This is a genomic window from uncultured Methylovirgula sp., from assembly GCF_947646745.1.
GTDB lineage: Bacteria > Pseudomonadota > Alphaproteobacteria > Rhizobiales > Beijerinckiaceae > Methylovirgula.
In genome coordinates, this window is the sequence record NZ_CANSHK010000011.1 from 19,148 (window position 1) to 39,570 (window position 20,423).

Below are 20,423 nucleotides of genomic sequence, written 5' to 3' on the forward strand. Positions count from 1 at the left end.
TCTAGCCCTGCACCAATGCGCCCGGATGCTTCAGATAGTCCGACTTGATTTTCGCAGCCGAGAAATAGGCGAGCGCCGCGACCGTATTGGTGGGGTTGTAGCCGGCGTTCTGCGGAAAGGCGCCCGCACCCATGACGAACAGGTTGGGGACGTCCCAGCTCTGTAGGTATTTGTTGACGACGCTGGTCTTGGGATTGTCGCCGGTAATGGCGCCGCCGGTATTGTGCGTGGTCTGATAGGGGACGACGCTCCAAGGGCCCTTGCGATAGTTCTTCTTGACGCCGATCGCCCCGTCCATGCGCAGCCCAACCTCAGCTGCCCTATCCACAAGGTAGTTCGCCATCTTCCGCTCGTTGTCGGTAAAATCGAACGTCATCCGCAGCATCGGCTGCCCAAACTTGTCGCGATAATTTGGGTCGAGGTCGAGATAGTTGCCGCGATGGCTCATGCAGGAACCGTGGCAACTGATGTAGGAGCTGCGCAGGTAATATTGCGCCGCGGCTTTCTTCCACGCGAGTCCCCAATCCGGCGTTCCCTCGGGCGTATAGATCATCTCGATCGGCCGTCCCCCCGTGGTCATTGAGGCGATATAGCCGCCGCCGATGAAGCCGAGACCTGTGTGGTCGAAGTTGTCGCCGTTATACTCGTCGATCACCGAGGCCAGAGCGCCAGCCCCGATAAAGGGATTCATGATCTTGTCTTTGTAGAAGACGTTTACGGAGCCCATGGATTGATAGGCGTAGTTCTTGCCGACCACTCCTTCGCCGGTGTTGGGGTCGTAGGGCTTGCCGATCTTCGACAACAGCAGAATCCGCACAACGTGCAAAACGTACGCGGACAGGATCACAATGCTTGCCGGTTGGAAGAATTCCTCGCCGGCGCTGTTGACATAGGTAACGCCTGTGGCGGTCTTGCCGTCGGCCGTCGTCTCGATCTTGAGAACTTCCGACTCCGTCTTCAACGTAAAGTTCGGCTTCGCCATAAGGTAGGGCAGGATGGTGGTCTGCGGGCTCGCCTTGGAATAATTGCCGCAGCCGAATTTCTCGCAGAAGCCGCAAAAGGTGCACTTGCCGAGCTGCGCCCCCAGCGGATTTACATAAGCTTGTGAGACGTTGCCGGTCGGGTGGGGGAACGGTTTATAGCCAAGCGACTTCGCTGCCTCTGCGAACATGGCCGGGCTTGCCGGCCAGGCAAGCGGTGGATTGGGATATTCGCTTGACCGGGGGCCTTCGAACGGGTTGCCACCGTCCTGGATCTTGCCGTTCAGATTGCCGGCTTTGCCGGAGCAACCGCACAGCTTTTCGAATTGATCGTAATGGGGTTCGAGCTCTTCCCAGCTGTGCGGATAGTCCTGGATGGTCATGTCGTAGGCCGTAACCGCGGCCTTGCCGTAGCGCTGGAGATTGTGACTGTAGGCTTTCAGATCCGAGGGCAGGAAACGCCAGATCTGAGCGTTCCAATGAACGCCACCCGAGCCGACGCCGGTGCCAAGCAGAAACGAACCCAAATGGCGCATCGGCAGAGCTTGCTGGCGCGTATTGTTGCGGATGGTGAGCGTGTCGTCCGCCACATTCTGGAAGAGATGATGGCGCCACATGTAGCGCAGCTCGTCTTGGGCGAAGCCCGTGGCAAAATCCGTCGGCGTATCGCGCCACGGACCGCGTTCGAGCGCGAGCACGTCCAGACCTTCATCCGCCAATTGCTGCGCCATGATCGCGCCGGTCCAGCCGAATCCGACGAGCACGACATCGACAGGCTTAAGCCTCGTGGTCATCGGCTCAGCCCTCCGTCCAGCCGGGCCGGCCTTTGAAACTCACCGGCGGATAGGGAACCCGCTCATTGTGCCGGCCAACCCACTCGGAATAGTCGTAATGCGCGCCGGGGAAACCGATCATCTTCCACGCGGCCATGTCTTTGTTGCCACCATAGATGGGGTCGGAAAAATAGCCTTCCTTGGTGTTTTGCAGCAGCATGGCGAAGAAACTCTTGGCATCAACGCCGCCGTCGAGTTCAATGGATCCGTCCTCCAGTCCCTTCAACACGACATCCTGATCGGTCGCCGCGAGCTCGGAGAAAGCCGCCCCATTATGGCGTCCGCCAGTGTAGCGTTCGATCGCTGCTATAGCGCCGCGATAGAGCTGCGCCGGGCTGAAGCGGCTTTGATAGCCTTGCGTTGGCACGCCCTTGGGCCAAGGGCCGCCAAGGTAGTAATGGTCGCCGCGGCCAAACGGGCCGGCAAGCTGGCGATCGATGAAGAAGGGAACATTAGCCTCGACCGCACTTGGGCCGGTTGAATCCGCTGGTATCAGGCGATTGGTCGCCGCCTCAATGAAGGCCTTCTCCTTCGCCGTGAAGAACTTGAAATCCGTCCCGACCACCTCCGGCGGAGAATCCGCCGCACCTTCTTGCCAAGGGACGGCGCCGCGATATGTTGCCGGCGGCGCTCCCAGCTCTCCGTCATGGAGCTGCGGGGCCGCAGAGGCGGCGCCAGCTGCGCCGACGATGGCTCCGCCGATCAAAAACCCTCGGCGGTTGACTGTTTCACTCGTCACGGAGACGCTCCTTCCACCAGTGCGTGGACGTCGTTTAAGGGCTTGGCGCAGCACCGCCATATTCCGCGGCATCCCGACATACTCACTATGCGGGGAGCGTGCTCGAACGGGTCTCCACTCGCAATCTCTCAAATGGCTTAGCGTTGCCATACTTTGGTGTGGGTGCGATTTGCGTTGCTCTTCCGGATCGCCCGAAATGAAGCAACGAGTTGAATGAAGAGTCGAAATTATCTTCTTGCAGAGTCCCGGGCGGAACACCCAATGAAATGGCATTGTGATCATCTAGAGAAATCTAGCCATCTCATCATCCGGAGCCATCGGCTTTGCCGCTGGCGGGACGCTTAGGCTCGAACAAATGTTCTAAGACCCCTCAAAATTCAGAAAGCGTTCTCCAAGTATGACGACCGATATTCATGTGCGCTCTCAAGGGATATCGCCGAGCGTGGCTCGCATCATAACGGCCAGCCTTATCGGCACGGCGATCGAGTTTTACGATTTTTACATCTTCGGTACGGCTGCGGCACTCGCGTTCGGACAGATTTTCTTTCCCTCGCACTCACCGAATGCTCAAACGCTGGCTGCATTTGCGACCTTCGGCATTGCCTTCCTGGCGCGTCCCATCGGCTCGGCTCTATTCGGCCATTTCGGTGATCGTCGCGGGCGAAAGTCTACGCTGGTCGGTTCTCTGCTCTTAATGGGCATCTCGACCACGCTGATTGGCGCGCTTCCGGACTATTCCGCTGCAGGTCTATGGGCACCCGTCGCGCTCTGTCTTCTGCGCCTAACCCAAGGCGTCGGTCTTGGCGGCGAATGGGGCGGCGCCGCGCTGCTTGCGGTGGAAAATGCGCCAAACGATCGTCAGGCATGGTTTGGCATGTTCCCCCAGCTTGGTCCGCCGCTTGGCTTTCTCATGGCGAATGGGCTCTTTCTTCTGCTGTTCCGGTTTCTAACGGACGGGCAGTTTGCCGCATGGGGCTGGCGCATCCCGTTTCTGCTGAGCGCGATTCTAGTCGCACTCGGGCTTTATGTGCGGGTTCAGCTGTCGGAGACGCCGGCCTTTGCGCAACTCGCCGCGCGCAATGCGCGGGTGCGTGTGCCGCTCGGCATCTTATTGCGCGACCATTCAGTCCATTTGGTGCTGGGTTCGCTCGCGATGGTCGTATGCTATGCCATTTTCTATGTTTCGACAGTCTTTGCGCTCAGCTACGGCACGCGCATCGGCCATATTCCTCAAGAGAAGTTTCTCGGTCTTCTGTGCGTCGCGATCACCTTGATGGCCATCGTAACGCCGCTCTCCGCCTTTTTGTCGGATCGTTTTGGCTGCCGTCCGATTTTGATGCTCGGCTCGGCATTCGCTGCGCTTTCGGCCTTTTCCATGCAACCCTTGCTCGGAGGTGGCGGCACGGCCGGCGCCTTGGCCTTTTTGTGCATAGAACTCGGGTTGATGGGCTTTCTTTTCGCACCTATGGGTGCATATCTGCCAAGCCTGTTTCCGGCAGCGGTGCGCTATACCGGCGCCTCCGCTACCTATAACCTGGGCGGCATTCTCGGTGCTTCACTCGCACCCTATATCGCGCAGCTTCTTCTGGCGCGCGGCGGCCTCGCCGCTGTCAGTGTCTACCTAAGCTGTGCGGCAGTCATAAGCCTCTTCGCGGTTGTGTTGCTCCGACCGCGCGCGTGAGCGAGCCGCGGCGGCGAGGAGGCTGTTGGCAAAACGCGCTGATTTCGAACGTCACGATTGCTGACGGTCTTGTGAAGAAACGCTTCTAATGAACGCTGCGCCGCTGGACAGACTCTCCGGCGCAAATTGTGCTGCGCGCGAGCCGTTGCGAGCCTGCGATGTTCGAGTTGGGCCGATAAAGCGGACGCGATAACGGTTTTGTGAAGAGAGCGCGGTGTAACAAATGCCGCGCCCGCTCGAAAGAATCAGCGATGACCGGCTCAACGGAACCGCGATATGTCGCTGCTTAAAAACGCCGCCGTCGCTGGCGACATTGCCGTACCGTCCGATCGTGCGATCGGGCGGCGCGGCATATTCGCCGCGCTACGCAAAAAATTTGATAAGGCCGGCCAAGGCGAAGCGTTTTACCGGCACAGACTTCCGATACGGATTACGCACTGGACTAATGCCCTTTGCATTCTCGTCCTCTTGGCAAGTGGCCTCAACATCTTTAACGCGCATCCCCGGCTTTATTGGGGTCAATACGGTGCCGATGCCGATAAGCCAGTTTTCTCAATAGCCACGGTCGACCGCAACGGCGGCACATACGGGGTAACTCAGCTCGGTCCTTGGCATTTCGACACGACGGGCGTTCTCGGCTGGTCAAAATGGCACGGTCATTATGTCGCCCGCGGCTGGCCGGCTTGGCTGACGATCCCGAGCTTTCAGGATCTTGCCGACGCGCGCCACTGGCATTTTTTGTTTGCGTGGGTGCTGGCGTTCAATGGGCTCGCTTATCTCGGCTGGAGTCTGTTCTCGCGCCATTTTCAGAAAGATATCTTGCCGACAGTTTCGGACATCAAAGCGATCCCCCATTCGGTGATCGAGCACGCCAAGTTCAAGCATCCGACCGGCGAGGCGGCCAAGCGCTATAACCCGCTCCAGCGGCTCGCCTACCTCGGCGTCATTCTGCTCATTTCGCTGATGGTGCTGACCGGACTGACGATGTCTCCGGGCTTCAACGCCGTATGTCCGTGGTTGCTTGAGCTTTTCGGCGGCCGCCAGTCGGCTCGCAGCATTCACTTCCTCAGCGCATTCTCGATCGTGCTGTTCGTTACGATTCATCTCGTTGAGGTCGTCTTGGCCGGGCCGATTAACGAGGTCCGCTCAATGCTCACGGGCATTTATGTCGTACCGAAGGACCATGAGAAATGAGCGCGGGGACTCTAACGCGCCGCGCGGCCATTCTGGCCGGCTTCGGCGGCGCCGGTGCGTTGATTTGGAATGTCAACAACATCACGCTGAATCCGAGTTTCACGCGTGTCTATCAAACGGTCGAGGACTGGACGCGCATCAGTCAGCGGGCATTGCAGCATACGGGTGGTTTGGCGCCCGAATATACCGAGGCCGATATCTCGCCAACATTCAAACCGAATGGGACTTATGATCCCGGCGGCGCCGAATACAATGCGCATGTCGCGCAGAATTTCGTCAATTGGCGGCTGCAGATTGACGGCCTTGTCGGTCATCCGCTGTCGCTGTCGCTCGCGGACTTGCGCAAGCTTCCGGCCAGGACGCAGATCACGAAACACGATTGCGTCGAAGGCTGGACGGCGATCGGCAAGTGGACGGGCGTTCAACTCGGTATGCTCCTGAAGGCGGCCGGCCTCGCCGCGAACGCGCGATACGCCGTTTTCCATTGTGCCGACAATCTGACTGGCGAGCCAGCGAAGGGCGGCGAACAAAGTCCAGGTCAATATTATGAGAGCGTCGACCTTGTCGATGCGTTCCATCCGCAGACGCTGATCGCCTACGATTTGAACGGCAAGCCTCTCGGCGTCCCGCATGGCGCACCGCTTCGTCTGCGCGTCGAGCGCCAGCTTGGATACAAGCAGGCCAAATACATCCGGCGCATCGAGATTGTCGAAAGCTTCAAGCATATCGCCGGAGGCTTCGGCGGTTATTGGGAAGACCGCGGCTACGAGTGGTACGCCGGTATCTAAACGCGATGCCGGCACCAGCGTGGCAGAAGTCTAAGGCCGATTCGAATTCCCGTTGAGGGAAATGCCCCTGAGCCGGGCCACAGGGCTCTGAAGGAGAATCCACATGTTGCGTTCCATCAAAGCAATCACGTCTTTTGTAATCCTCAGCGCGTGTCTGTCCGGCGCCGCATTCGCGCAGGCCTCAAGCACGGATTCGATGTCGGGTAGCCATTCGTCGGGTTCGATGTCCGGCGGGTCGATGACGGGCAGCCATTCTTCCGATTCGATGTCGAGCGATCACTCGAGCGATTCTATGACGGGCAGCCATTCTTCCGACTCGATGTCGAACGGGCAATCGAGTGGTTCCATGTCGAACGGTCATTGACCGATCCGATTGCACGGGAAGCTCAGGGCGGTCGATGGATAATCGGCCGCCCATGACATTATTTTTCTGCGGTGAAAATGGTGGATCTTCCCGGCTTTTGTAGCGCCCCCGCTATAGTTGACGCGGCGCAGCATATTGGTTCGATGGCTTGCGCTGATTATTGGCTATACCGCTACCAAACGCTTATCGTGGGAGCGGGAAGCATCATCGCGGCTGGCGTAGCGGCATTTCTGCTCTCGCTGCAGCTCTGGCAAATACGCAATCAGACGTCGATAGCAATCGGCGATCTCGCTCCGGATTTTATATTGCGACGCGCGCGTCCTGAGCAGCAACATGAATTCGAGATCGATATTATCAATCAAAATCGAAGGCCTATCGAGGTGTTGGCGCTTCGGGTTGTCTCCCCGGATCACATCAGCTTTGCGATCCCTTACGATGAGCAACTGCCTTCGAGGACGCTTGACCCGATGCGCGAAGCAAAATTCAGCGGATTCGTCATTAAAGGCTCGCCGCCGGGGACCCCTCAATTCAGCCAAAGAACGTTGAGGGCAGGGTTGTTCCATGACCCAAAGCATAAAGTCGAAAGCGTCGACCTGATCATGGAAGTCTATTTTGAGATTTTGGGCACCGCGAGCAGACAGGCGCAAACATGCTTGCTGGCAGACGTCGAGGTTCGTTACGCCGATCTAACAAACGTTCTAATATAATTGGTTGGGCTTACGTGGCCGAGGCATTGTGCCGGCCCATACGGGCAGAGGAGCAAAGGATACGTCCGGACCTCACCTCTGACCGTCTAAAATATGTGCTATCCGAGCGAGACTTGCTACCGATTTGAGGCCAAGCTTTCGCATAGCGTTGCCGCGGTGCATTTTTACCGTCACTTCGCTTATCGATAGTTCGGTCGCAATGTGCTTGTTCATGCGCCCCGCCGCTACGAGTGCCGCCACTTGACGTTCGCGAGGTGTCAGCGATGCGCACCGCTTCCGCAATTGAGCTGCCTGCGCAGCTTCTTCGCGACGGCCTTGATCGATTCGAACAGCCGTCGCGACAGCATCCAGGAGGTCTTGGTCTCTCGGTGGCTTTGAAAGGAAGTCAATGGCGCCGGCCTTCATGCCCTTTACGGTCATCGGAATGTCGCCATAGGCAGTCATCAAAATAACTGGCAGGCCGACGTTAAGTTGATTGAGATATTCTTGAAGCTCCAACCCGCTCGTTCCCGGCATCCGGACATCCAATACCAGACATGTCGGAACATTGGGCAGCTCGGCGTTGAGGAAATCCGAAGCTGACTTATAGAGGGCGACCCGGTAACCCATCGATTGGAGCAAATTTCCGAGAGCCTCGCGAACGAAGAGGTCGTCATCGACGACATTGACGCAGGGCGAACAAGATATGTGCGTTTGCTCGCCGTCGCGGGAACGAATTGGCGTCCCGGGAAGGCCGAGTTGATCGTTGTTTCCTGCGTTCTGCCCTCGGCCGGTCATCCACGTCTCCGCAAGAACCTGAAACTATGCTAGATCCAGGCCGTGGCACACTAATTATCAAACGCGTACATGACAAGTTATGAAAGCGGCTTGGGACAGTATTTATGGTCAACCGTCCGACTTCGCGTCGCCGGCAAGCCGATGCTCGCCTGCGTCCGTGCAATAATTTAAGCTTGGTGGCTTGAGCGTAGGTTTAGCCCGCTGTCGCTCAATAATCGGGCTCTGGGCCATGATCGTGCTCTCCGCGTAAATCGGCACGCGTGTTCCGCGTTGTTAGAGCACTCCGAGCGGCGTTTTTTCGAGCCTCTGAAGCTGAGTCGCCGCAGAGTGTTCAATCAATCTGATCACCCATACGAAGGTATAGCGAATCCTCTTCTCTCTACGAGATTGTAACCCAAAAGGTCGCCGCGGTAGAGTGATGACGCAGCGATGATCGCGGACCACAGACGGAAAGACGCCCAGAGGCTTGCCGTCACGCATGTCGCCCATTCTGAATGCTTAGACGTCGCGATGATTAGCAGGTCTTGCGCCGAATAGGGACGGTAGGGGAAAGAATTGAATTCTCTCATTAGCAAGTTGTCGGAGAGTGTGCTCCTGAAGGGCGATCTAGCCTTTCATTTACTCCGAGCGTCGATGGTATTTACGTTCTACATTTTCTGCTATCAAAAATGGTATAGTTTCGAAGCGCATCAGATCACACCGTTTATTGCGCACAGCCCACTCGTGTTTTGGTTGATTCCGGCGTTTGGCGTGCGAGGTGCCGGCTTTTTTCTGGGCACGACCGAGATGATTTTCGGCACGCTAATTCTTCTCGGATTCTGGAATCACAAGCTTGGCGTTCTCGGTGCCATCGGATCGATCATCACATTCCTTGGAACAGTAACGATCATCCCATTCCTGCCGAACGCCTGGGCGCGGGAGGCGGGCGGTTTTCCGGCGATGTATTTGCCGGTTGCGTTCTTGATGAAGGACGTGGTGATGCTCGCCGTCTCGATTCTTCTGCTGAGGTACGATGTCGAGGCGGCAGCCGCGACGATGTCGCCGGTTACCAAATAGAGGCGTGGGCGCGACGCCGCGAACCTCCATCTCGATCGCCTTCATTCTATCTGCCGGCAAACATCGCCGGCGCGAATGAAGCCGACGTCCTCGCCGCGATTTGTTTCCAGAGAGATCATGCTGACCTACGTGAAGAGCGATAGAGGCGCCCCTGTTCACGTCTTGATAAAGGCGATGGATTCCGCTGTGGCAGGGATCCGCTGGGTCGCGCGCCCGTCGTTGGCGCAGCTGCTTCTTCGTCTAGCGCTGGCAGTGCCGTTCTGGGACTCGGCTACCGAGAAATGGGGCCACGCTTTCCGATTGCATAGCACGCCGCTCTACGCGTTTGCCGACGAGATCAAGTTCTATTTGCCGGGAGGACCTTATAATTTTTCTGCCTCGGCGACGATGGTGCTTCTGTTTCGCTGCATCGAAATCATATTCCCGCTCTTACTCGTCCTTGGCCTCGGGACGCGTTTTGCCGCGGCCGGCCTTCTTCTCATTGCGTATCTTGCGGAGCTCTCGGCACCGGGCGACTGGCCAATCGAGATGACATGGCTCGCCATGGCGCTGGGCGTCATGGCTTGGGGACCGGGTCGATTATCCCTTGACCGGACGTTTCGATCGGCGCTGGTCAGTGCTGCAAGGGGTGATTGCGCGAAATCGTTGTAGGGCCCTGGGACTCGAACAGAGCTGGTCGCGTTGAACGCGCCACTCTCCAAGCCGATCAGGCCCGCGCCCCTTTTGCGACCGACTTCGCCTCATCTGGAGACCTATACGAAGGTATGGATCTACCAGTCCCATCCGAGAGATTGCGCCAACACCCCTGGCACCCCAAGGTGCGGGAGGGCCAAGACTCATTGCTTCGTCCTGGAATCCGTCGGCCGGCGGCTTCCCTAAAATGACGGGCAACGTCTCCTTTCTAATGAAAGACGTCGCGCTGCGCGCCGTTTCGATCCACCTGTTTAAGCAGGATCTCGCACGCGAATCTTGCATGAATGAGATTGGCGTGTCGCAGCGTGGCCGGTCGCCGCGATCAATATGATTGAAACACGAGGAGGGAGTGCAAATGAAACGGTTGTGTATAGCAATACTGGCAGCAGGCCTGTTGGCCATCGCCGGCAGGTCCTATGCCGTGAATATTCAAGAAACGGTCGAGATGATTACGCACGCCGATTTGGTGATGAAGGACGGCGGTACGATGCATGCTGATGTCGTCAAGATGAACGGCAAAATGTATATCATGGTGCCTGTCGATGATTTGCCGGACTATCTGCATCAGCAGATTCTGAAGGTTATGCCTTAATAGGCATTACGCCGCCGCATGACATTCGGGTTCCTGTCTGGGACTTGATACGACCAAATCAGCTTCACAGCGGACACGCTGTGAAGCGCTTTTGTGTTTTCCGGACAGCGACGCCGTGACGACCCGGACCGAGTCGCAAGTCTGTGGACACCTGATACTCCTATATCTGCTTGTCCAATCATCGCGGGTTTGAGGAAGCCGGTCGCGCCGGCCCGCTCCGAGACCTTTCCGCAGGTGAAAGAGCCCATACAAAGGTGTTAGGTCGGCTAGCACATTTGAGAGATTGCATGCCGTGAGTTGCTGATCGCATGATGGTCGCACTCGAGGCGCCACCTTGTTACACAAGCCGAGTCGGGAAGACCACATAATGAGCGGCGGCAGCGCCATGCTGCGATCGTCGCTCGAGAATTTGTGCGCAGAATCGCTTCGAAGCGGCCTCGGTCTGGGCACCGATCCGAATGGAAATAAGGCTATGTCGACGCGACTGAGCGACACAGGAAGACATTAAGGAGCGATGCCGTGAATTCTCCATCTGACGAAATCGATCGCGGCCGCCGTCATATTTTTACGACGGCGGCGGTTGCGATCGCCGCTGTACAGCTTGGCATTCCGGATTTCGCGGATGCGAAACCTCGTGGCGGAAGAAATGCCGTCAAACGTCTAGCAGCGCTGCCGGGGCGGGCGGAGATCAGCGTCGTCCTCGTCCACGGTGCATGGGCAGACGGATCTGGCTGGGACCGCGTCATGTCCTTGCTGCGGACCGAAGGGCTGAAGACGATGGCAGCCCCGATTCCGCTGACGTCACTGTCGGACGACATCGCCGCGCTGGACCATGCACTGGAACGGACCACCGGACCCGTGGTGCTTGTTGCGCATGCCTATGCGGGCGCCGTCATAGGAGCATGCCGCAACGAAAGAGTGCAGTCTCTGGTCTTCTCTAATGCTCTCGCACCTGATGAGGGCGAAACGGTTGCGAAGGTATTCTACCGGGATAAGCCGGACTCTCATGCACCGAATCTCACGCCGGACCGATACGGCCTTCTTTGGATGCCGAATGAAGCGTTTGGCGCGGCTTGGTGTCAAAACGCCTCGGCCGAAGAGGCAGCGCTTCTTGCCGCGGCGCAGCGTCCGATTGCCGTCGCCTGCATTCAAGAAAAGGCACCGAAGCCGACTTGGCGAGCAATGCCTTCATGGTACCTTGTTGCCGAAGACGACAGGATGATTAACCCAGCGACACAGCGATTTCTGGCAAATCGGATGGGCGCGCGGATTCGGTCCGAAAAGGTGGATCATGCGGCGCTGATCACCGCGCCGAACGTGGTGGCCGGAATCATTGTTGAGGCCGTTGCCGGTCTGGCTACGGATCCCAACAAGGCGACGTCGAGCGCGCCTCAGCACGGCTGATCCGGTTAGCAGCCGAGGTGACATCCTAAGAGGGGCCACCCTGATAAATCGGTGCAGCCGCCGTGGAGACGAGGTCTCGATTATCGGCCTTTGGCGCGCGAGAACCTGGCAGAAATGCGCCGCGGGGAAGGCGATGGCGTTTCATCTTGTAACGTCAAAGTCGCGGCGGCCGCCGAAAAATAAAATACCCATCACAAGACAAAAGTATCGGCTCGCGACGATTGGTCTAACTGACCTTATAGATACTCGCAAATCGTGGAACGCGTTGACGTGCGGCGCGGGAGCCGCCTGTGCCTCCATCGCACGTCGCCATAGTCGACGCGTTACCGTTGGCGAGAGCCGAAAGTGTCTTCAGACCGCGATGAATGTTGACTTTAACGACCGCGGACGTTTGGCCGGTCAATGCGGATGCATCTTGGATGCTGATACCTTGAAGCTTGACGAGACGAATCACGTCTGCCTGGGCGGGCTTGAGGCGCCTGATAAGTTTATCGACGCACCCGGCCGCTGCCAATAGCTCCTGGCGGTCCTCGATCGAAATCCTTTCGTCGAGTGGCACCTCTTCATGCCGGGATGCCGCTCTGAGGTAATCAATCCACTTATTGCGTGCGATTGTCACGACCCATGGACCAAATGGCTTCGATGGCTTGTAGCTGTATAAGCCGAGGTGAATAGCGAGAAGCGCCTCCTGTCTGGCATCTTCGGCAGCGGAATGTGGAAGCCGCCGCGCGTAGTAGCGACGAAGCCACGAATCCAACTCACGCAGAAGACTGTCGTAAGCGTCGGCGGCACCGTTTTGAGCCGCCGCCATCAACAAGCCCCAACGCTCGCAACGATAATCCCATGGCGGCTTCTTGAGCTGCGATTGAGTCGCGCGCGGAGTGAAATTCTCTTGGCGTTCTCTTTGAGAAGCGCCAATGAAGGCCACCGAGGCACGATCTTCAACGCCGCTCATGGGGTAAGCTCATGGCTAGCTGATTTAAGAGAGTCGCTGTCTCCAGCGGCTTTCGAAGAAGGCATTGCGCTCCGATCGACATCGCGACATCGTCCAGATGACTTTCTAAGAGTCCCGTAATTAAAATAACCGGAATCGTGCTCCCATTTGCACGGAGCTCTTGGACAAGCGTCAGGCCGCTTGTCCCAGGCATATGTATGTCGGCGATTACGCAATCGAAATGGAAACGATTGAGGCAAGCGAGAAACGGTTCGGCGGAAAGAAAGAGCTCAACCCGATATTCATTCGCGCGCAGAAAATCTCCGATCGAACTGCATAAGTCATCATCGTCGTCGATTACTGCGATTAGATGCCTGTCCATTCGGTATCGCTCCGTGAAATGCGGATCAATTCTGGAGCAAGTGCCAAGCAGAGCGCCTTCGCGAAGTCTCGGATGAAAGTCCCGCGCACGGCTTAGAGCCGGTTCGCGTACCGACCGCGCTGCGAAAGCCATGCCCTCATCACCCCGAAACATTTGGAAAGCGCGGCGCCGGCGACGGCGCAAGGTCGGAGAAATAGTGCCGTCGGCGACATCACCCGGCAATCTCTCAAATAGCCGTGGTGCGCCCATACGTTTGTATAGGGTTCGGCGCGGACGCCCCCGTCGATTTTTTTATGTCCGCCTGTAACCAAAGGCGTCATACGAGCGAATAAACACTACGGACGCGAAAGCACGCGGCCGTTCGCGACTAACGTTCGATGTGGTGATCACGCGGTTTATCTGTGCCGCCGGCGGAGGGAGGCGGAATGACCGAGGTTAAATATCGGAAGGTCGACATTGACGGTCTCAAGGTGTTCTACCGAGAGGCCGGTCCTGTTGACGGGCAAACGTTGCTCCTCTTGCACGGGTTTCCGACCTCCAGCCACATGTTCCGCGAACTGATTCCAGCGCTTTCGGATCGCTTCCGGCTCATCGCGCCGGATTTGCCGGGATTCGGGCAGACCGATATGCCGCCCCGAGGCAAATTCTCCTACACCTTCGAGAATGTCGCTTCGGTCATCGGACGGTTTGTCGATGCCATCGGCCTTCGTCGCTTCTCGATCTACGTATTCGATTACGGCGCGCCGACCGGATTCCGCTTGGCGGTTGCCCATCCCGACCGAGTGGTTGCAATTATTTCCCAGAACGGAAACGCCTACGAGGAAGGCTTGAGCGACGGTTGGAAGCCTATGCGCAATTATTGGCAGGACCCGTCGCAAGCCAATCGAGATGCGCTGCGCCCGTTCTTGTCGCCCGAGACGACGATCTGGCAATATACGCAAGGCGTTCGCGACATCTCGATCATTTCTCCCGACGGCTACGCGCTGGACAATTTCTATTTGAGTCGTCCTGACGCCGCGGAAGTGCAGCTAGACTTGCTCGGAGACTATAAAACCAACGTTGCCCTTTACCCGGTCTTTCAAGAATATTTTCGAAAGCATAAGCCTGCCTTCCTCGCAATTTGGGGCAAGAACGATCCGTTCTTTCTTCCTGCGGGAGCTGGAGCATTCAAGCGGGATATCCCGGACGCGGACGTGCGTTTTGTCGATAGCGGTCACTTTGCGATCGCGACGCATTGTGAGGAAATTGCGCGAGCAATCCGCGGTTTCTTGGGCAAGCTATCAGCTTAGCGAGCGGAGGAGTCGATGTCGACTCTCGCTCGACGCCGCGAGCGATCCGCTGCCGTTCAAACGAACATCCTGAGAGCCGCTCGCAATGTCTAAGCTGCCCCTGATTGTCTTCGACGTTAACGAAACGCTCCTGGATTTGAGCGCGATGGAGCCGATCTTCGAGCGAATATTTCGGCGAACGGATGCAATGCGGCTTTGGTTCTCCAACCTAATTCTGTATTCCGCTGCTCTGACAGTGGCGAAGCAATATGTGCCATTCACCGATATCGGTGCTTCGGTCATGAAAATGCTCGCCAATACACAAGGCATCGAAGTCACAGAGGCCGACACGCGCGAGCTCAAAGAGAAATTCTCGACCATGCCTCCTTATCCGGAGGTTCCGCATGCTCTGGCGAAGCTTCGCGCGGCGGGCTTTCGACTCTTCACTCTCACCGACAATCTGCTGGAGGTGCAGACGCGCCAGCTCGAAGCAGGCGGACTGATCAGCTTCTTTGAGCGGCGGTTTAGTGCGGACGGCGTCAAACATCATAAACCCTCGCCAGAGGCTTACGCTTATGTCGAGAGAGAACTTGGTCTCGAGCCCTCGCGTTTTTTACTCATCGCGTGCCATACGTGGGACGTTCTCGGCGCGGTTGCCGCGGGCTGGGAGGCGGCTCTGGTAAAGCGTCCTGGCAACGACGTTCTCGGTGTCGGACCCCAACCGCGGTTTATCGGTGAAACGTTGAGTGATGTTGCGGACCGTTTGATCATGAGCTTTCGGCCGGGCTGACAATCCGATTGGCCCATGCGCTCCAGCTCCAGCGAGCGTCAGGGCGCAGGCGGGAGCAGATGGCGCCATAGCGGCAAGCTATCGAATCGCTAGCCAATCAATATTTTTGCTGACGCCGAGGGCGCCATAGCGTGGCGGCGCGTCAAGGCAGGTGCCGCCCGTGGCTGATCGGACCGCAGAAGGGATCCTCCTGCCATGTTGTCGGCAAGAGGCGTCTTACGATGACACACGAGGGAAAAAAAAGCGACTTGGAGCTGATCGCCAGAGCGTTCCGGGCGATTTCCAAAGAAGTCAGCTATGTGGGATTGGCAAGAGCCCTTCTTGCAGTGGCGCTTGAATATTCGGAAGCTCCGCGCGGCGCCGTGCTGCTCAGCGAGGAAGGCCCTCTTCTCGCCAAGGCTGACGCGAGCTTTCCGCGTGAGAAAGAGAAAGTACTCGTTGCGCACCCTCCTGCCGGCGAATTGCTTCTTCCAGGCGATCTGAGCGATGCGGTTCTCAGCCGACAAGAGCCGGTCGTTCGACATGGTGACGGCAAAACAAGCGCCTTAATTGGCTTGGCGGACCATGCAGGGCAGGGCGATATATCCGTTCTCTGCTTGCCGTTGGTTCATCAGAGTCAGACCATCGGTGTTCTCTATCTTGAATCCCGACGTGACCAGAACGCATTCACGCAAGAGTGCATCGTGATGATGGAGATGCTAGCCTCACAGACCGCCGCTTCCGTAGAGACAGCGCAACTTTTCGAGGCGCTTCGTGAAACCAATCGGTGGATGATCAAAGGCCAGGAGATTGGCCGCATGGGCAGCTATCGATGGAACACGCGAACATTCTTTTCGCGAGCTTCCCGGGAATGTTATAGAATTTTCGACATCGATCTTGAGATAAATCCGGTTCCATTCGATGTGTTTCGGGCGCGTATACACGCCGACGATCTCCCCGCCTTTGAGCGGGCAGTCAGCGAAGCCGTCAGGACCAAGTCACCATTCCATCACGAATATAGGGTTGTTCACAGAGATGGCACGACGCTGCACGTCGCGGCAGTCGGACAATTCGATCTTAGCCCGTCGGGCGATGTCGAGTTGGAAGGAATTATCACGGACGTGACCGAGCAAAATGCCGCCGAGCGGGCTCTCACCGATGCGCGGACCGAACTCGCAAGAACTGCGCAACTGGCGTCGCTTGGAGAACTTGCCGGATCGATCATTCACGAGGTCAACCAGCCGCTCACCGGCGTCGTTATGAGCGCGGAAGCCTGCGTGCGTTGGCTCGAACAGCATCCTGCGGATAATGGAAAGGCGAAAAACTCCGCGATGCGAGCCGTCGAGCTCAGCCGCCGCGTGAGCCACGTCGTTGCGGGCCTCAGAGTCTTGGTGCGTGCTGCGCCGCTGAAATGCGGGCTCGTTCCGATTAATGAGATGGTTGAGGAGATACTTCATCTTTCACAAAGGGAGTTTGAGCGCGGCCGAGTTGTCCTCAAGACTGAGTTTGATCCGGCGTCACCGCAAATCATGGGGGATCGGATACAGCTCCAACAAGTCGTTCTGAATCTAATCCGCAATGCCCTCGATGCCATGGACGGCGCGGATGGAAGCGCTCGCGTCCTGACAGTCTCGACGAAGGTCGCCGACGACAGCGTTTTCGTAACGGTCGCCGACACCGGCAGTGGCGTGGATCCGGCGAACGTGCCGCATTTATTCGATGCGCTCTATACGACAAAGAGCGAGGGCCTCGGCCTTGGCCTTTCTATCTCCCGTAAGATTATCGCTGCGCACGGAGGACGCATATGGCTGGAGGAGAGCACAGGGTATGGGGCGGCGTTCACTTTCTCGCTCTCGAGATCAGCTATATCAAGCCATAATGAACGACCGAAAGATTAGTCAGCGGAGCGTAGCGCGCTGACCATATCATCGAGCGGCATACGGACGCGATAGTCGGGGTCGACGAAGCGTGCGCGCACGATACCGTCGGTGCCGACAATAAAGGTTGCAGGAATTGGAAGTATCCAATTGTCCGTTCCCTGAGTAATGGACGGGTCCCACCCGGAGCTGACCATTATCCGCTTCACTTCGTCGCCCACATAAAACGAAAGGCCGAGCGACATCGCATAGCCATTGTCGATATCGGTGAGAACTGGAAATGGCGCCTTAGCGTCGGCCTTAAGCCACACAGCGAATCTTTGGCGATCGGGAACGATAGCGGTGATATAGCGATCTTCTCGCGCGACCTGCTTGCTGACCTGCGCCAGCGCGCCGATGTTGATGCGGCAATAGGGACACCATTGGCCGCGGTGAAAGGCGATCGCAGTCGGGCCCTTGCTAAGGAGCTCCTCTAGTCGCATCAGGCGGCCCGCTTCGTTCGGAAGCAGAAATCGCGGCATTGCCTCACCGACCTGCGGCGCACCGGCTCCCGCACCGGCTTCCAGGAGCCGGCCGATTTGGACGTCAATAGAATCGGCAAATTGCGGGCCGAGGCGGCGTACCTCGTCGGCAAAGGCTTGGAGACGGTCCGCGAGCGGGGCCTCGAGGTCCCGACAGCGAACGAACGCCTCTTCGAGAATGGCGCTCAATGCCGGTTTCGTCATTAATGTGCTCTCCCCGATGCCTCAGTCAGCAAGTCAACCTCCCAGTCGTTGGCCCGGAGCAGATTGAGGAGCGTCGTACAAACCATCGTGCGTTGCCTGCCGGCGACCGCGTATACGGAAACCCTTCGCACGAGATCCAGTCCCGGCAATCGAATGCGGCAAAGCTCGTCATCTCCCAGCGCGCGGATGGGAATGATCGCAACGCCCAAATTGGCCTTGAGGAGCACCAGCATGTCCTCTAGCGTTGCTACTTGATGAGAGACCGGATCGTCCATGCCCCTATCTCGGAGACAAGCTCGAATTGCGGCAGCCATTTCGCATCCGTTGTTGATCAGAAAGGTTTCCGAGGAAAGGTCCTCGAACGTGACTTTGTCGCGGTTCGTAAGGCCATGATCGCGGCTGACCACGAGGTCAAACGGTTCTTCGAATAAGGGGAACACATCGAGACGCGACCAGGCCTCATCAAGCGAGCCGGCGATGGCAATATCGGTTGTCCCCAATTTCAGGCGTTCGGTTATTTCGCTCGCAGAGCCTCGCCATAGCTTTAGTTGCAAACCAGGAAAGGCCTGCGAAAGCTCGTGCAGCTTTGGCGTGAAAAGCGCCAGCGCGACGGTTTGCGAAAATCCTATTGTAAGCGGCGCGGCTTCGCCTCGTTTTATCGACGCAGCCACCATCTTCGCCGTGAGGGCTGTCTCGTAGCATTGACGCAGCATCGGGAGCATTCGGCGGCCAAGCTCAGTGAGATGCGATAGAGCGCGCTCGCGCCGAAGCAATTCGCCGCCGAGCTCGTTTTCAAGTGCTTTGATGGCGCGCGTCAATGACGGTTGCGCGACGTTGCACCGCTCCGCTGCCTTGGTCAAATTCAGCGTTTCGCTGACAGCCAAGAAATATCGAATTTGGTGCATTTCCAAATTACGGCCCCGCTAGCGCTTGGTGCCGAGCCGTCAAAACCGCTCGTTGGCGCACAGTTATTGCAAGGCTGACGCCGACTGCAAGGTCCCGCCCGCAAAATCCGGGCAAAGGCGCAGAGCCTCGCCTTGTTTCGGGTCAAAATTCCTTCGCTTCGACACTCTCAAGGCAGGGTGGCGAAAGCACTTTGAGAAAGCCCATCTCAATGCCATGGCGATGAACCACACGAAAGTATGGGATCGGGCAGCGTCGAGATCGCATGCCGATACCAATAGCCTTCTTTTTGAATTTCCCCAATTTCGTAACCTGGAAGGAAGCGTTGGATATCACGGGCGGACCCAGGGCCGGCTCCATTTGGCTCACGCCCTGATCGCCGACATCGGTCGTCGTTTCGGAAGTCACGGCGCCAGCGCGGCCCGTTCTCATCGGCGTCGCTGGAAACAAGAATACTTCATGACTCGATTTCCTGCTTCCCGCGGAACCTCTGGAAGCAAAGTACGACTCATATTTTGTGGATACATGGTGGGCGCCGCCCTTGAGGCCATGGATTTTCTGCTGTTCCCTCTTGTCGCGAGCACGCTTGTGTCGCTTTGGAGGCTTCGGCCATCGACAACAGGGGGCATCACAAGTGCAACCTTGCTGTGCAGCAGCGTGGGTAGCTTGCTCGCTGGATATGCGTCGGAGCGTTTCGGCGGCCGCCGCACCATGCAGTTGGCGCTGTTGCTTCTGTCCGCGGGAAGCCTGCTCGCGGCATGCGCGCAAAATGCGATACAATTGCTGGCTTTTCGAGCACTTCTCGGGTTCGGATTTGGAATCGATGCGGTGGTCGCCGCCGCCGCTCTGCGTGACGCACTGGGCAGCAAAGATCGCGAACGGGCGGCTGAATTTTATCAGGGATTCCACGCCGCGGGCTGGATTCTCGCCTTGGCGGTCCAGGCACTGGCCTATTCCTTGTTTCGTCCACACATTGCTTGGCGCTTGATGTTTGCGGTGGGCGTCACGCCGGCATTGATAATCTTTTTTATCCGCCAAAATATCGCCGAGCTCGCAGTAGCGGTCTCGCCGCGGCGCAGCGCGACGGTTAGCTCGGGACGAAAGGTTTTCCTGCAGGATTCATCTGCGACCGTCGCGGCTTTCCTGCTGACAGCCGCGGCTCAAGGCAGTTTCTATGCGCTGATGACGTGGCTGCCGCAATTTCTTCGAACCGAAAGGCACATATCCGTGCTCTGCTCGATACCCTACCTGCTTGCTCTAACAGGCGGGTGCTTATGCGGTTATGTGTTCGGCGGATGGTTCAGCATTCAATTCGGGCGATGGCGGACGCTCGCAGTATCCGCGCTGATGGCGTCTGTCACGGTGGTCATATATATAAAAATGCCGCTGGGGGATCAGTTGCGTGAAGCGCTCGGATTGCCTCTTGGCTGTTTCGCGGCAGCTTGCTACCCGGCTCTTATCGGCACTCTCAATCAATTGCTTGCGGCTAGAACGCGCCGTGTCGATTTCACTTATCACGTAGGCCGAGCTTTCGGAGCGTGTTTCCCGCTCGCGGGTGGCGTGCTATCGGCGCGCATCGAAGTCGGCAACGCCATCATCATTCTCGTCGCAGCCGGCTCCTTAATCCTGATCATTCCCACGCTTTGGAAGACGCGCGGCATGCCGCGGTTTGTCATGCTCGCAAGGCGACGCGATTGAATCGCGGCGTCATTGTTATGTCGTTGCTGATCGGCTTAAAGCGAAGCGCTTCGATTCGC

At 57.6% G+C, this 20,423-nt stretch carries 21 protein-coding genes; 14 read left to right on the forward strand and 7 right to left on the reverse strand.

From position 1 onward, the window contains the following. Nucleotide 1: 1 nt before the first annotated feature. Together Q0025_RS04760 and Q0025_RS04765 are read right to left on the reverse strand one after the other, a co-directional pair. Nucleotides 2-1,711 (reverse strand): GMC family oxidoreductase, encoded by a 1,710-nt coding sequence (locus Q0025_RS04760; protein ID WP_366939398.1) that lies wholly within the window; start codon nucleotides 1,709-1,711, stop codon nucleotides 2-4. A 67-nt stretch (nucleotides 1,712-1,778) separates the two neighbouring features. Continuing rightward, nucleotides 1,779-2,612 (reverse strand): gluconate 2-dehydrogenase subunit 3 family protein, encoded by an 834-nt coding sequence (locus tag Q0025_RS04765; RefSeq protein WP_297296545.1) that lies wholly within the window; start codon nucleotides 2,610-2,612, stop codon nucleotides 1,779-1,781. Between the two features lie 337 nt (nucleotides 2,613-2,949). On the opposite strand from Q0025_RS04765, the gene Q0025_RS04770 reads away from it, so the two are divergent. The 5 genes from Q0025_RS04770 (at nucleotide 2,950) to Q0025_RS04790 (ending at nucleotide 7,286) form a co-directional block, all read left to right on the forward strand. After that, nucleotides 2,950-4,233: an MFS transporter gene (locus Q0025_RS04770; protein ID WP_297296546.1), complete on the forward strand. Its 1,284-nt coding sequence runs from the start codon at nucleotides 2,950-2,952 to the stop codon at nucleotides 4,231-4,233. A 276-nt stretch (nucleotides 4,234-4,509) separates the two neighbouring features. Then, nucleotides 4,510-5,427, forward strand: a complete 918-nt coding sequence (locus tag Q0025_RS04775; RefSeq protein WP_297296548.1) for a cytochrome b/b6 domain-containing protein — start codon at nucleotides 4,510-4,512, stop codon at nucleotides 5,425-5,427. Beyond that, on the forward strand, nucleotides 5,424-6,215 hold the full coding sequence (locus Q0025_RS04780; protein WP_297296550.1) for a molybdopterin-dependent oxidoreductase: 792 nt from the start codon (nucleotides 5,424-5,426) through the stop codon (nucleotides 6,213-6,215). Before Q0025_RS04775 ends, Q0025_RS04780 begins: the two co-directional genes overlap by 4 nt. A gap of 103 nt (nucleotides 6,216-6,318) precedes the next feature. Next, entirely contained in the window at nucleotides 6,319-6,579 is a 261-nt protein-coding gene (locus Q0025_RS04785) for a hypothetical protein (protein WP_297296552.1), read from the forward strand. A gap of 77 nt (nucleotides 6,580-6,656) precedes the next feature. Then, nucleotides 6,657-7,286: a hypothetical protein gene (locus Q0025_RS04790; protein ID WP_297296554.1), complete on the forward strand. Its 630-nt coding sequence runs from the start codon at nucleotides 6,657-6,659 to the stop codon at nucleotides 7,284-7,286. 72 nt (nucleotides 7,287-7,358) lie between these two features. On the opposite strand, the gene Q0025_RS04795 is transcribed toward Q0025_RS04790, so the two are convergent. Then, a complete protein-coding gene (locus Q0025_RS04795) occupies nucleotides 7,359-8,063 on the reverse strand; it encodes a response regulator transcription factor (RefSeq protein WP_297296556.1) in 705 nt (234 codons plus the stop codon). A gap of 555 nt (nucleotides 8,064-8,618) precedes the next feature. Between Q0025_RS04795 and Q0025_RS04800 the strand changes: the two genes are divergently transcribed. From Q0025_RS04800 to Q0025_RS04820, 5 genes are all read left to right on the forward strand, one after another. Continuing rightward, nucleotides 8,619-9,119: a DUF417 family protein gene (locus Q0025_RS04800; RefSeq protein WP_297296558.1), complete on the forward strand. Its 501-nt coding sequence runs from the start codon at nucleotides 8,619-8,621 to the stop codon at nucleotides 9,117-9,119. Nucleotides 9,120-9,236: 117 nt separating this feature from the next. Then, nucleotides 9,237-9,770, forward strand: coding sequence for a DoxX family protein (locus Q0025_RS04805; RefSeq protein WP_297296560.1), 534 nt, complete (start codon nucleotides 9,237-9,239; stop codon nucleotides 9,768-9,770). A 187-nt stretch (nucleotides 9,771-9,957) separates the two neighbouring features. After that, complete coding sequence (locus Q0025_RS04810; protein WP_297296647.1) at nucleotides 9,958-10,143, forward strand: DUF417 family protein; 186 nt, start codon at nucleotides 9,958-9,960, stop codon at nucleotides 10,141-10,143. A gap of 24 nt (nucleotides 10,144-10,167) precedes the next feature. Next, on the forward strand, nucleotides 10,168-10,404 hold the full coding sequence (locus Q0025_RS04815; protein ID WP_297296562.1) for a hypothetical protein: 237 nt from the start codon (nucleotides 10,168-10,170) through the stop codon (nucleotides 10,402-10,404). Between the two features lie 519 nt (nucleotides 10,405-10,923). After that, entirely contained in the window at nucleotides 10,924-11,808 is an 885-nt protein-coding gene (locus Q0025_RS04820; protein WP_366939399.1) for an alpha/beta hydrolase, read from the forward strand. Nucleotides 11,809-12,034: 226 nt separating this feature from the next. On the opposite strand, the gene Q0025_RS04825 is transcribed toward Q0025_RS04820, so the two are convergent. Together Q0025_RS04825 and Q0025_RS14915 are read right to left on the reverse strand one after the other, a co-directional pair. After that, entirely contained in the window at nucleotides 12,035-12,763 is a 729-nt protein-coding gene (locus Q0025_RS04825; protein ID WP_297296564.1) for a sigma-70 family RNA polymerase sigma factor, read from the reverse strand. Next, nucleotides 12,750-13,373 carry a response regulator gene (locus tag Q0025_RS14915; RefSeq protein WP_366939401.1) on the reverse strand — a complete coding sequence of 208 codons (624 nt, stop codon included), beginning with the start codon at nucleotides 13,371-13,373 and terminating at the stop codon, nucleotides 12,750-12,752. The genes Q0025_RS04825 and Q0025_RS14915 overlap by 14 nt, the downstream gene beginning before the upstream one ends. Before the next feature lie 176 nt (nucleotides 13,374-13,549). Between Q0025_RS14915 and Q0025_RS04835 the strand changes: the two genes are divergently transcribed. From Q0025_RS04835 to Q0025_RS04845, 3 genes are all read left to right on the forward strand, one after another. Beyond that, complete coding sequence (locus Q0025_RS04835; protein ID WP_297296568.1) at nucleotides 13,550-14,413, forward strand: alpha/beta hydrolase; 864 nt, start codon at nucleotides 13,550-13,552, stop codon at nucleotides 14,411-14,413. 85 nt (nucleotides 14,414-14,498) lie between these two features. Beyond that, the gene (locus Q0025_RS04840) at nucleotides 14,499-15,182 is read left to right on the forward strand and encodes a haloacid dehalogenase type II (protein ID WP_297296570.1); all 684 of its coding nucleotides are present in this window, start codon (nucleotides 14,499-14,501) and stop codon (nucleotides 15,180-15,182) included. Nucleotides 15,183-15,403: 221 nt separating this feature from the next. Then, nucleotides 15,404-17,059 carry an ATP-binding protein gene (locus Q0025_RS04845; RefSeq protein ID WP_297296572.1) on the forward strand — a complete coding sequence of 552 codons (1,656 nt, stop codon included), beginning with the start codon at nucleotides 15,404-15,406 and terminating at the stop codon, nucleotides 17,057-17,059. Here the strand turns inward: Q0025_RS04845 and Q0025_RS04850 are convergent. Then, complete coding sequence (locus tag Q0025_RS04850; protein WP_297296574.1) at nucleotides 17,056-17,763, reverse strand: peroxiredoxin-like family protein; 708 nt, start codon at nucleotides 17,761-17,763, stop codon at nucleotides 17,056-17,058. The genes Q0025_RS04845 and Q0025_RS04850 overlap by 4 nt on opposite strands. Further along, a complete protein-coding gene (locus Q0025_RS04855) occupies nucleotides 17,763-18,668 on the reverse strand; it encodes a LysR family transcriptional regulator (RefSeq protein ID WP_297296651.1) in 906 nt (301 codons plus the stop codon). The genes Q0025_RS04850 and Q0025_RS04855 overlap by 1 nt, the downstream gene beginning before the upstream one ends. Nucleotides 18,669-18,888: 220 nt before the next feature. Between Q0025_RS04855 and Q0025_RS04860 the strand changes: the two genes are divergently transcribed. Next, entirely contained in the window at nucleotides 18,889-20,364 is a 1,476-nt protein-coding gene (locus tag Q0025_RS04860) for an MFS transporter (protein WP_297296576.1), read from the forward strand. Nucleotides 20,365-20,423: the final 59 nt, after the last annotated feature.